This window comes from Chlorobium sp. (genome assembly GCF_036528655.1).
Classification (GTDB): Bacteria; Bacteroidota; Chlorobiia; order Chlorobiales; family Chlorobiaceae; genus Chlorobium.
On the sequence record NZ_JAIGND010000024.1, the window covers coordinates 1 to 11603 of the forward strand.

Consider the following 11603-nt stretch of genomic DNA (forward strand, 5'->3'; position numbering starts at 1 on the left):
GAAAATACTAAAATCCCTTATGTTCAGAAGGTCATCAGGCTTGAACCGATTCCGGCGCCATCTGCCCCTTGGCAGAAGAACCCGCTCAACGGGAAGGTGATTGTCGATCAACTACACAGAACACCACTTTCTCATAAAACCGATTTTCGTTGTTAAATATTCTCGTTATGCATCAAGGATTCCTCTATCAATCCCCTCTTGTAATCATGTCTGCGCTTTTCCTCCGAGCCAGACTCCGCATCTTTCTCCTCCCCCTTCTGTTTTTCTTTTCCTCATGCAGCGAGTCACCCGAATCTGCCCGCGTCGTCAGAATCGCAGACGGCGATACCATAACCATTCTCTACGCCGACAACACGCAGGAAAAAATCCGGCTCTACGGTATCGATTGTCCCGAAAGAACACAGCCGTTCGGCAGGAAAGCCCGTCAGTTCACAAGCTCGCTCGTTTTCGGAAAACAGGTAACCATCCGCAGTGTGGATCGCGACCGATACGGAAGAAACGTAGCCTGGATATATATTGGCGAAATGAATCTCAACGCCGAACTCGTCAGGGCAGGTTATGCCTGGCATTACCGGAAACACTCGAACGATCCGATGCTGCAGAGGCTCGAAAACGAAGCAAGAAAAGCCGGGCGAGGCTTGTGGCGAGACTCGGATCCGGTGCCACCATGGAAATACCGTAACGGAAAACGCAACTGAGAGATACCTGCTGCCGCAAGCCGGAATACGTTTTTTTGGGGGGCTGAATTATCCACCAAAACGCGACCGGAACTCAAAACACATAGCCATGCATAACAATCAGAACATCGAAGCCGTAACGAAAATGACGCTGCAATTCCTGGCTGAAGCAATCGGACAATGCCCGGCCGGACTCGATAACAACACGAACAGAGACATCGTTTTTGCCCTACTCGGGTTCCAGTACGGAGCCGTGCAAAGCGCGTCTTACGTTGCCGGTCTCGACGAGGAGGACACTGCCTCCATCGCCGAAGAGGTCGTCGGAAGAATCAACGGCATGGAGAGGAATACGGCATCCAAAATACTTGCCCTCATGCCTATGCTTGCAGAAAAGCAATATCCTCCGATCGGTATCGGCGGCAAGGCAATAATCGGTTTTTATAATGCTGACGCAGATGAAGAAAAACAGAACGCGGCCGGTTCGCTGAGAGAAATCCTCCGCCAGATCGACGAAGGGTAGATCCCGAATCGACCGACAGCAAAACCTCGCTCATCCAGGCATGCGATCCGACGCCCTGAAACTGCAAAGCCCCGCTTTTTCACGGGGCTTTGCAAAGAGCATCTCAATCTCAACGTGCCGACTCCAGCGCGGCAATACGCGATTCAAGGGGAGGATGGCTGCTGAAAAGAGCCATCATGCCGCCTCCCGCAATCCCGCTTGCCGCCATCTCCTTCGGCAACTGGCCAGCCTGGAGACCTCCCAGAGCCCGCAGAGCGTCAATCATAGGACGACGGTCGCCCATCAGCGCAGCCGCTCCCGCATCAGCCCGGAATTCACGCTTGCGTGAAAAGTACATAACGATGATGCTTGCAAGGATGCCGAACATAATCTCAAAAGCAATGCTGCTGATCCAGTAACCGATACCCGGACTGCCAGAGGACTCCTCGTCCCGGCGAAGAAAGCTGTCGACAGCATAGGCCAGGACACGAGCCAGAAAGATCACGAAAGTGTTGACCACGCCCTGAATCAGCGTCAGTGTCACCATATCGCCATTCTGGATATGGGCCACCTCGTGAGCCAGCACGGCTTCCACCTCTTTTTTATTCATGCTCTGCATCAGCCCGGTCGAGACGGCCACCAGCGATTTCGACTTGCTCGGCCCAGTGGCAAAGGCATTCGGAGCGCCTTCGAAGACGGCCACTTCAGGCATCGGCAATCCGGCTTTTTTCGACAGCTGTCTCACGGTATCGACGAGCCATGCCTCCTCCTGGCTGGATGGCCGCTCGATAACCCGTGCGCCGGTGCTCCACTTTGCCATGGTTTTCGACATCAGCAGCGAAATAAAAGAACCGCCGAAGCCGATCAGGGCAGCAAATGCCAGCAGCATGCCCAGATCGAGCCCGTTGCCGGTTAAAAAGCGGTCGACGCCCAGAAGACGGGCGCTGACGGACAGAACAGCTATCACCGCAAAGTTGGTCAATACAAAAAGAAATACGCGTTTCATACAGGTGCTCCTGCTTTATAATATTATTGATTGATTATACATGTAAAGATAGGCACTTAAGCAGACCATGCAGTCTCTTCGGATAAATAAGAAATTCTCCGCTTATGAAAAACCATAATCGCTTCTGAAGAGAAAATTTCCGGAATGACACGCATGCAGATCGGAGTATCTGATTAGTAATATCAGAATCCGTCTCATTCCGGTCCAGGCTCGTCTATCTTATAACGTAACCACCACGATTATCGCAAAAGCCAGAAAAAAAGGATATGCTCGATACGCTCCATTAAGCTGTAGAATCCATTGTTAAACTGCGAGGCATAACCCCGCGGCAAGCGGATCGACAGCCGAAAACTGAAAGGAACCGAAAAACCGGAAGTTCCTGACGATCTGAAAAATCTGCGGAATTACCTTAACTTGCAAAGCGGAAGCATCATGACTCACGATGCCCCCCTATGGGATTCCTATTATAATTCGCAATATCGAGGCCAGAAATGCCATCCCGAATTACGCTGAAGAACAGTCAGGGATGCTGATCGATCCCGATTCCCGGTTTTCCTGAAAACAGATCTTTCAATCCGCACTCATCAGCCATCCCCCTATCGCGGAATAACCTTTACGGACGCAGGAGAAACACCGTTAATAATCCCTGCCGTCTTCTGATTAGTCCACCGTTCCACCCGGGCAATACCGGCTGCTCCATAAACAATCAACGGCAGGATAACATAAACATAACGATGCCGCCGATTCCTGAAAAACGGGATTCAGGGCGTTTTCAGAATCTCTAACGCTTTGGGCCGATTTCCTCTGATGTCCGGCTTCATTCACGGTCTCCGTGAGCCATACCTGCACAGTCCTGTGTATGCAGACATAGTATGCGACCGGCACTCCGGCAGCTTATTACTGTATGCCGGACTTGTTGAAAAACGTTCTTACAATGAATTTTTCAAGTTCAACGAGCAGCAGCAAGATAAAGCCTACAACCATGATAATTACCCATTCGGTCAGACCGAGCGGTCTTGTGGCAAAAAGCTTCTGCATGAACGGCGCGTAGATGAAAAGCGCCTGCAGCGCCAGAAGAATGCCGACAGAATAGAGTACCGCGGGATTTCCGGTAACGGCTTTTCCCGAAAAAACGGAGGAAACGAAAAAACGCGAACTGAAAAGGTAGAAAACTTCGAGCATGACCAGCGTCGTGACGGCAACCGTCCTCGAGAATTCATGGGAATATCCGGCGCGCTCATACCAGAGAAAGAGCCCGAAGGTACCAATCATCAGGAGGATGGAAACATACATGATCCGCCAAAGGATATAGCGCGAAAGAATCGGTTCGTCGCTTTTCCGAGGTTTCCGCCGCATGACGTTCGCTTCGGCGGGTTCGAACGCGAGCGAGAGGGCAAGCGTTACGGCCGTAACCATGTTCACCCAGAGAATCTGCACGGCGGTGACCGGAAGCGTGTAGCCGAGAGCTATGGCAAAAAGGATGCTCAGCGCTTCGCCGCCGTTGGTGGGCAATATAAAGAGAATCGACTTCTTGAGGTTGTCGTAGACCGTCCGGCCCTGTTCGATCGCACTCGCTATGGTCGCGAAGTTATCGTCGGCAAGCACCATTTCGGCAGCCTCTTTCGACACTTCGGTACCTTTGAGCCCCATGGCTATGCCGACGTCGGCCCGTTTGAGCGCCGGCGCATCGTTCACACCGTCGCCGGTCATGGCAACCACATGACCCCTGGCCTGCAGAGCCTTGACCAGACGAAGCTTATGCTCCGGACTGCTGCGGGCGAACACGTCATGCCGCAGGACGGCATCTTCAAGTTCGCCGTCGTCGAGTTGTTCGATCTGCGCGCCGGTTACGGCATGCATGCCCTCACCGATACCGATCATCGCTCCGATGGCTTTTGCCGTATCGACATGATCGCCGGTAATCATTTTTACGCGTATACCCGCGCTCTTGCAGGCCTGTACGGCGGCTATCGCCTCCTCGCGAGGCGGGTCGATCATGCCCGTGATGCCGAGAAAAACAAAATCGCCGGCGACATCCGAAAAATCCAGTCCGGTTTTTTCCGGATCGACCTCCTTGCAGGCGACGGCAAGCAGGCGCTGCCCCTGCGAGGCCATTATGAGCATCGCCTCGTCCCAGTATGACAAATCCGGAACGCCCTCTCCTTCGCCGTTGCGCTGCCTGGCACATCTTGCCAGCACGACTTCGGGAGCCCCTTTCATATAGATTCTGCCGTGTCCATGATGATCATGGTGCAGGGTAGCCATAAAGCGATGTTCGGATTCGAAGGGAATCATATCGATGCGGGGCCACTCATTCCTTACGGCCTCTGGATCGTAACCAGCCTTCATGCCCAGTACATAGAGAGCGCCTTCGGTCGGATCGCCGGAAAGAAGCCACTGGTTTTCGTGATGGCGAACCGATGCGTCGTTACAGAGCAGCGAAGCCTGGGCAATAGCCCTTACAGATTCGATGCTCTGGTGATCGACCTGCCTGCCGTCCGAAAGAAAGGCACCATCGGGAATATATCCTGAACCGGTCACGTCGAAGATCGCTTGAGACAACGCGAGCGAACGGACGGTCATTTCGTTTCGGGTAAGCGTTCCGGTTTTATCGGAACAGATCACCGATACCGAACCGAGAGTTTCTACCGCAGGCAGTTTTCTGATAATCGCCTTGCGACGGGCCATCGCCTGCACTCCGATGGCAAGGGCTATGGTCATGATGGCGGGAAGTCCTTCGGGAATTGCGGCAACGGCAATGCCAACCGCTGCGTTGAACATCTCCGATACGGAATATCCTCTTGCGAATACCCCGAAAAGAAACAACAGAACCGATACCGAGACGATAACGATCGAAAGCGTTCGGGCGAACTCTTCGAGACGACGCATGAGCGGAGTCTGAAGCGTTTCGACCGTACCGAGCATGGTGCTGATTCTGCCGATCTGGGTGCCGTCGCCGGTTTCGACAACGACTCCCTCAGCCCTTCCGTATGTAACCAGCGTTCCGGAAAAAGCCATGCAGGCACGATCACCTATAGATGCTTCGGCGGCAACCGCATCGCTCTTTTTCTCCGTCGGAAGCGATTCCCCCGTAAGAATGGCTTCGTCTATCTTGAGGTCCCTGACGCTGAAAAGACGCACATCGGCAGGCACTTTATCCCCCGACTGAAGAATCACCACATCTCCGGGCACAAGTTCCTCGGAGGGTATGGATACCTGCATCCCGCCCCTCCTGACAAGAGCCTGCGGAGAAAGGAGATCCCTTATGGCATCGAGCGCCTTCTCGGCTTTGCCTTCCTGAACATACCCGATCAGCGCATTGATGACGACAACGCCAAAAATAACCCACGCGTCGATCCAGTGACCGAGCAGTGCCGTAACCAATCCGGCAACAAGCAGGACGTAGATGAGAATATTCCTGAACTGCAGCAGGAACCTGACGAGCGGATTCTGTTTTCCTGGCGGATTCAGCCGGTTCGGGCCATGCTGCTTGAAACGCTCTTCTGCTTCCTGGCCGGAAAGACCGTTCGAGGAAGAAGAAAGCGTCCGGAAAACGCTATCGACAGATTCGCCATGATATTTCACACTATCGATCATATCATCGTTCTCATTGGGCATTGATTGGAGAAACGAACCCTTCGGGTTTGAGCGCAACCAGCGAGCAGCTTATCTCCTCGAGAATATTTTCGGCGGTATTGCCGATGATGAAGCCTGAAATACCTGTTCTGGCGACAGTCCCCATAATGAGGATATCAACCCGGTCCCGGTCTGCAAAAAGCGGAATGACCGCATCGGCACGTCCGCGCAGATGCCTTACATGATACATACCCAGCATCCCCGATTCGGCTATCAGGGCATCGAGCGCTATCCGGTGATGATGCTCCACCGCAGTAACCGTATTGGCAGGGTGCTCATCGACAGACCCGAGCCACTGGCTTTTGTGGAGATATTCCTCGAACTCGAAATCCCAGCAGGAAAGCACGGTCGGTTCAACCTTCAGGCGCTGCCCAAGCGCATCAGCAAGCCGAAGCAGTCTGAGGGAAAGATCCCGCTCGGCTTCGTCGCGAAACTCGGAATCGACGGCGACGGCAATATGCATCTCGTCATAAGCACGAAGCGGCGGCCTTACCAACCAGAGCGTACAGGGGCATTTTCGAAGCATTGTCATATCGGTCGCCCTGAAACCGCGCCCTTCGGCTTTCGGTTCGGCATCCTTGATGACCAGATCATGCCCCGCCTGCAATACTCGCTGAATGACGCGTATCGCCGGTGGCCTGCTTCCTCCTTCAACCACAATCGAAATCGGCGCCTCGTCGGGGTTCCGGCCTGTAGAGATCGAATCGACAGAATCGCGAAGCCTTGCGGCAAGAAACTCCTCGAACCGGGGAACCAGATACCGGCTGCCTTTGGGCAATTCGGGATAGACCAGCAGCACGGTCAGCTCAGCACAGTTAAGGGCAGCGAGCGCCAATGCCTGCTTCATCCCTTCGGAGGGATCTCCTGAATCGTTGCTGACATAAAGAATATTACGAGCATTGTGCATGATTGCCTCCTTGTATGAATGACTGTTCCCTACCTTGCCGAACGGTATGTAGCAGCTTCCGCCATAATCTGTTCTGCCGCCTGTCGGGCTGCATCGTGATACGGATGGAATACGAGATCCGATCCGAATTCGCGAAGCTGCTGCACCTCTTCCATCCGTTGCGTCGAAACGGCGATTTTTCCGCCATATCCATTCCGCTTGAGCGCATCGATCAGCACCAGGCGAGGATCCTCGTAAGAGACCCCGAGATCATGCTGCGAGAGGGCGCATACAACCCATTTCACGCCTCGCAGCGGCAGCGATGCTACAAGTTCCTGATCGGATGCGTCGCCGTAAAGCGCATCGCACCCCTCCTGCTTCCATTTACGGACGACGTCAGGATTGAAATCGACGACAAGAATGCGGAATCCTTCCCGCAAGAGATTTTCGGCAACGGCGCTGCCGTAGCGCCCGAGTCCGAACACGATGATGTCGTATGGTTTATCATGCAGCGCCCTGCTCTCTTCGCTCTCTTCGACGATGCCCCTCTTCCGCTCGAAAACACCCAGAAGCGGCTCAAGCATGCTGAAGAGCGTATGGGAATAGGTGATCATGTAGACGGAAGTGGCAATCGTAATGAGGCCCACAAGCGTAACCAGCCCAAGGGTCTCCGGCTGAACATGACCCAGAGAGAGCCCCATTGCCATGAAAACAAGCGAAAACTCGCTGATCTGGGCGACCGTGAGACCTGCGAGAAAACCGGTACGTTTGCGGTAACCGAGGGCGCCCATGATGACCATCACGATCAGCGGATTGCCGATCAGCACAAAAACCGAAAAAACGATCGACGGCCATATCTGGGATCCCAGCAATCCCGGATCGAGATGCATGCCAAGCACGATAAAGAAAAAAAGCAGCAGAAAATCCCGCAGCGACGCCAACCTCGACACAATCGATTCCCGGAAAGGGGTCGAAGCGAGCGAAACGCCGGCAAGCAGTCCGCCCAGCTCCTTGCTGAACCCGAAATGACTGCCCAGAGCCGCAAGCAGCGCCGCCCATGCGAGCGAGAAAGTAACAAGCAGTTCCGGCGAATGAGCGATACGACTGACAAGCGGTGTGGCAGCAAAACGGATGAACATCCATACGAAAACCAGAAGCAGCGCTCCGTAAAAAAGTACGGAAGCGAGCTGAACGTACCAGCCGTCAGCACCATCCAGCATACCGACGCCGAAAGCCGACAGCACCATCATGGCAAGCACGACAACCAGATCCTGAACGATCAGGAATCCGATGGCAATACGTCCGTGCAGGGAGTCAACCTCCTTTTTATCGGAAAGAAGCTTGACGATGATGATGGTGCTGGAAAAGGTGAGCGCTACAGCGACATAGAGAGCCGGAATCGGGGGAAGGCCGAGAAGCAGACCGATAACGAAACCGATAACCGAAGTAAAAAGAACCTGACCGAGACCGGTTGCCAGAGAAACAAGCCCGAGCGAGCGTATAAGAGAAAGGTCGAGTTTAAGCCCCACAAGAAACAGCAGCAGCGCAACGCCGAGCTCGGCAAGCAGTTCGACGTTCTCTGGCGACTGCACGATATCAAACGCCGAAGGACCTGCCAGGACGCCAACCGCTATAAAGCTCACAACCATCGGCTGGCGAAGGAGCAGGCCAACGAAACCGATGCCGGCGGCAAGCACAAGCAAGGCCGTCAGTTCAAAAAAAGGCACCGCATGGATGAACGACCAGTCCGGCATAGCGACAGGAAACGTTATAACTTTACAAAGTCAATGCTTGTTACATAAAAAACAACCTGAAGGTCATAATCATCTGCTCGTGATTGACCTTGCATCATTTGATGGCCTATGAGGAAATGACGACTCTTTTTTAGTAATGAATAAATTCCTATCCGGATCAGCAAGCCTACATCGAACAGTAAATAACTGCATTAGAGTCATTGTTATTAACAGTCAATAGATCAAAAACATTTCGCAAGCTATTCATATAAGGGCAACTCAATACGTAGTACGTAGTGGAAATCGCAACCTGCAGAAAGGAGCAAGAGTGGAATTAAGTAACAGAATAAAAGGGTTTTATCGACGGCATAAGAACTGTTCTCAAGAATATTATGTTATAGAGAATAAATGATGGGCTGATATTCCTTTATGACAACCACACAAGCGTTGCCTGTCTGCATTACTGTTGACAATGAAGCCGGAAGACGCATAGACAGCATAAGAGACAATCAGCAGGATACGATCCGGTTCACAATCAGCGCCAGCCCATGACTGAGAAACAAAAGCAATTGAGTTTGAGAAATGAGCACATCCGGAGGTTGATGACGTGCTGGATAGCCCGGGACTGTCAGGTCCTGAATATAGGCATAGAAGTCGTTATCAAACGAACGAAGTGATGCCGACTAATACCGGAACAGATGCGATCAACCATAAACGTTTATGCTGAATCACCCTGCAAAAGGAGAACCACATGATCATTCAGATCAACACGGATAGCAATATCGAAGGCAACAGCGAACTGGCGCAACAGCTCAAGGCCTTACTGGAAAACAATTTGGAGCGCTATGGCGATAAAATAACGCGCGTGGAAGTTCACCTCAGCGATGATAACAGCAACAAAAAATTCGGCACGGATGATAAGCGCTGCCTCCTTGAGGCTCGTCTCGCCGGGCTCCAGCCTCTCGCGGTGAGCCACCACTCGGCGACTACGGAGCAGGCCGTCGATGGTGCTGTCGAAAAACTGATGCGTTCCATCGACACCACCCTTGGGAAACTGGACAACTGAAAATCAGGAATGCTTCGGCAGAAGGAATCCTGCCAGCGCAGAGGATATCTGAAACCTCAAACGTTCATCAGAAGTCAACGGTATCTCCATGCGATCTTCCGCATCTTTCAGCACATCCGTGACAAACGAATCACTGCCGAGAATCCGCTCGTCGCTGAGCACTCGCGTCCCTTTTTGGTTAGGCTGAGCCGGCAATTGTCCCCGGTTTGCCTGATCAATAGACCGAATGCTGCATCGGGTAGTCGGTATATCCCTTCGATCCGGAAGTATAGAAGGTCTCCATGTCGGGCGTGTTCAGCTCCGCGCCGGTTTTCAACCGCTCTACAAGATCGGGGTTCGCAAGAAAAGGCCTTCCGAAAGCCACGAGGTCGCACCTGCCCGCATCCAGATCGCTTTCGGCCCGCTCCGCATCGTAACCACCTGAGAGTATCAACGAGCCCCTGAACGACTTGCGAAAGGTCGCCCTGATGCTCTCCGGCACAACGGGAGCGCCCATCGAGGAGTGGTCGACGAGATGGATATAGGCGAGACCTGAAGCGTCAAGCTGCCAGGCCAGAAAGTCGTACTCTTCCTCCATAGCGTCGTAAAGCGGCATGTCGTTGAATACTCCAAAGGGTGAAAGCCGTATGCCCACCCGCTCCCTGCCGATGGCCCCGATCACCGCATCCACCACTTCGAGCACAAACCGCGTGCGATTTTCAATGGAGCCGCCGTAGCTGTCGGTGCGCAGGTTCGTATTCGGACGGATGAACTGTTCAAGCAGGTAGCCGTTCGCACCGTGCAGCTCGATGCCGTCAAACCCTGCCGCAAGGGCATTGCGTGAGGCATCGGCATATTCAGCAACGGATGACAGGATATCCTCCTCGCTCATGGCCTCCGGCACGAGAAAGGGTTGCAACCCCGCAGCATCAGTGTACATCGTGCCGGCGGCCGCAACAGCCGAAGGCCCAAGCACGCGGGCGCCCCCGGGCATGTTCAGCGGATGGGATATCCGCCCGCAGTGCATGATCTGCAGAAAGATCTTCGCACCTTTTTCATGCACCGCTCCGGTAACGGCTTTCCATCCCTCGATCTGCGCCAGGGAAAATATTCCCGGTATGCGCGGGTAACCAAGGCCGTTCGGCGAGGAGGAGGTGCCCTCGGTGATGATAAGCCCGGCCGTTGCGCGCTGGGCGTAATACTCTGCCATCATCTTGTTGGGAATGTTGCCAGGTGCCCGACTGCGAGTCATCGGCGCCATCACCATATGGTTCTGCAGCGCTATCGGGCCGAGTTCGGCGGGAGTGAAGAGTATAGACATACCAGAATCCCTCAACGGTGAATGTTTCGGTTATTTACTTTTTAACACATTTATGAACCTGAGGGTTCAGGAAGGTGGTTGCATAACATTGCCTTCGCCGTCGCATAGTTCAGATATCTCCGAGAATACGCTTTGTGTTTCGAAGCAGAACTGCCGAAATTGAAACTTTTTATGTTTTCGGGAGTGTTTTCATTGAAATATTTACCTACTGTTTCGCGCCCCCCATAGATATAAGCGGTCATTGCTTTTTTTCAAAAGCAGTACCCGATGATACGTACTCAATCCATTTAAACGCAAAGGGCGCGTGTTATGAAAAAAATTATGCAGTTTATTATTAGGCGTTGCGATGATGTTTATCGTTCAGCATTCCGCTACTGCTGCAAATAAAAACGTCAAGGTCATGCAGAAAGAGGGTATAGGCAGTTATCTTGCCGACGGCAACGGGAAAACACTTTGCTGGTTTAAAAAAGATTCCCCCAACACAAGCAACTGCACGGGTGCCTGTCTGGAAAAATGGCCGGCCTTTTTCAGCGGAGCAATGCTCACCGTATCGGAACCCCTCAAGACGACAGATTTCGGCACCATAGACCGTGCTGACGGAAAAAAACAGAACACCTGCCGCGGCTATCCGCTCTACTATTATCTCATGGACCAGCACGCAGGCGATATGAAAGGCCATAAACTCAACGAGGTACTGTTCGTCATCGACCCGGGCAAATTCCCGCAGATGGCAAAACAGGATATCTAATCGCCAACTTCGAAATAACTTCAGGGCACATCTGCAACGTTTGATGAGCGAT

The 11603-nt window shown here is 53.0% G+C and carries 10 protein-coding genes; 4 read left to right on the top strand and 6 right to left on the bottom strand.

From position 1 onward, the window contains the following. The first annotated feature begins 206 nt into the window (after positions 1–206). The gene (locus K4305_RS06780) at positions 207–698 is read left to right on the top strand and encodes a thermonuclease family protein (protein ID WP_331561646.1); all 492 of its coding nucleotides are present in this window, start codon (positions 207–209) and stop codon (positions 696–698) included. An 88-nt stretch (positions 699–786) separates the two neighbouring features. Beyond that, complete coding sequence (locus K4305_RS06785; RefSeq protein ID WP_331561648.1) at positions 787–1197, top strand: hypothetical protein; 411 nt, start codon at positions 787–789, stop codon at positions 1195–1197. A gap of 109 nt (positions 1198–1306) precedes the next feature. Here K4305_RS06785 and htpX read toward each other — a convergent pair whose 3' ends face one another. The 4 genes from htpX to K4305_RS06805 all read right to left on the bottom strand — a co-directional run bounded on the left by htpX (position 1307) and on the right by K4305_RS06805 (position 8458). Continuing rightward, positions 1307–2182: a protease HtpX gene (gene htpX / locus K4305_RS06790; RefSeq protein ID WP_331561649.1), complete on the bottom strand. Its 876-nt coding sequence runs from the start codon at positions 2180–2182 to the stop codon at positions 1307–1309. 897 nt (positions 2183–3079) lie between these two features. Then, positions 3080–5779 carry a cation-transporting P-type ATPase gene (locus K4305_RS06795; protein ID WP_331561650.1) on the bottom strand — a complete coding sequence of 900 codons (2700 nt, stop codon included), beginning with the start codon at positions 5777–5779 and terminating at the stop codon, positions 3080–3082. A 10-nt stretch (positions 5780–5789) separates the two neighbouring features. After that, the gene (locus tag K4305_RS06800; RefSeq protein ID WP_331561651.1) at positions 5790–6725 is read right to left on the bottom strand and encodes a universal stress protein; all 936 of its coding nucleotides are present in this window, start codon (positions 6723–6725) and stop codon (positions 5790–5792) included. 29 nt (positions 6726–6754) lie between these two features. Continuing rightward, positions 6755–8458, bottom strand: a complete 1704-nt coding sequence (locus K4305_RS06805; protein ID WP_331561652.1) for a cation:proton antiporter — start codon at positions 8456–8458, stop codon at positions 6755–6757. Between the two features lie 730 nt (positions 8459–9188). Here K4305_RS06805 and K4305_RS06810 point away from each other — a divergent pair. After that, complete coding sequence (locus K4305_RS06810) at positions 9189–9503, top strand: HPF/RaiA family ribosome-associated protein (protein WP_331561653.1); 315 nt, start codon at positions 9189–9191, stop codon at positions 9501–9503. A gap of 3 nt (positions 9504–9506) precedes the next feature. Here K4305_RS06810 and K4305_RS06815 read toward each other — a convergent pair whose 3' ends face one another. Together K4305_RS06815 and K4305_RS06820 are read right to left on the bottom strand one after the other, a co-directional pair. Beyond that, entirely contained in the window at positions 9507–9665 is a 159-nt protein-coding gene (locus K4305_RS06815) for a hypothetical protein (RefSeq protein WP_331561654.1), read from the bottom strand. A 52-nt stretch (positions 9666–9717) separates the two neighbouring features. Next, complete coding sequence (locus tag K4305_RS06820) at positions 9718–10803, bottom strand: alkene reductase (protein WP_331561655.1); 1086 nt, start codon at positions 10801–10803, stop codon at positions 9718–9720. Positions 10804–11149: 346 nt separating this feature from the next. Here K4305_RS06820 and K4305_RS06825 point away from each other — a divergent pair, with 346 nt between their 5' ends. Further along, positions 11150–11551: a COG4315 family predicted lipoprotein gene (locus tag K4305_RS06825; protein ID WP_331561656.1), complete on the top strand. Its 402-nt coding sequence runs from the start codon at positions 11150–11152 to the stop codon at positions 11549–11551. The last annotated feature ends 52 nt before the right edge of the window (positions 11552–11603 follow it).